Raw genomic sequence first — 207 nt, forward strand, 5'->3', positions numbered from 1 at the left:
GCTCATCCCCGCTTACGCGGGGAGCACTCGTCCCACTCCACCTCGGCCATGGTCGGAGGGGGCTCATCCCCGCTTACGCGGGGAGCACTGAGGAGCGGGACGCGCAGTTGGCTGCTGGTACGGCTCATCCCCGCTTACGCGGGGAGCACGGCTTCGACCACATCGGCAACACCCCATGCGGGGGCTCATCCCCGCTTACGCGGGGAG

Source organism: Corynebacterium sp. HMSC05E07 (assembly GCF_001807225.1).
Taxonomy (GTDB): domain Bacteria; phylum Actinomycetota; class Actinomycetes; order Mycobacteriales; family Mycobacteriaceae; genus Corynebacterium; species Corynebacterium singulare.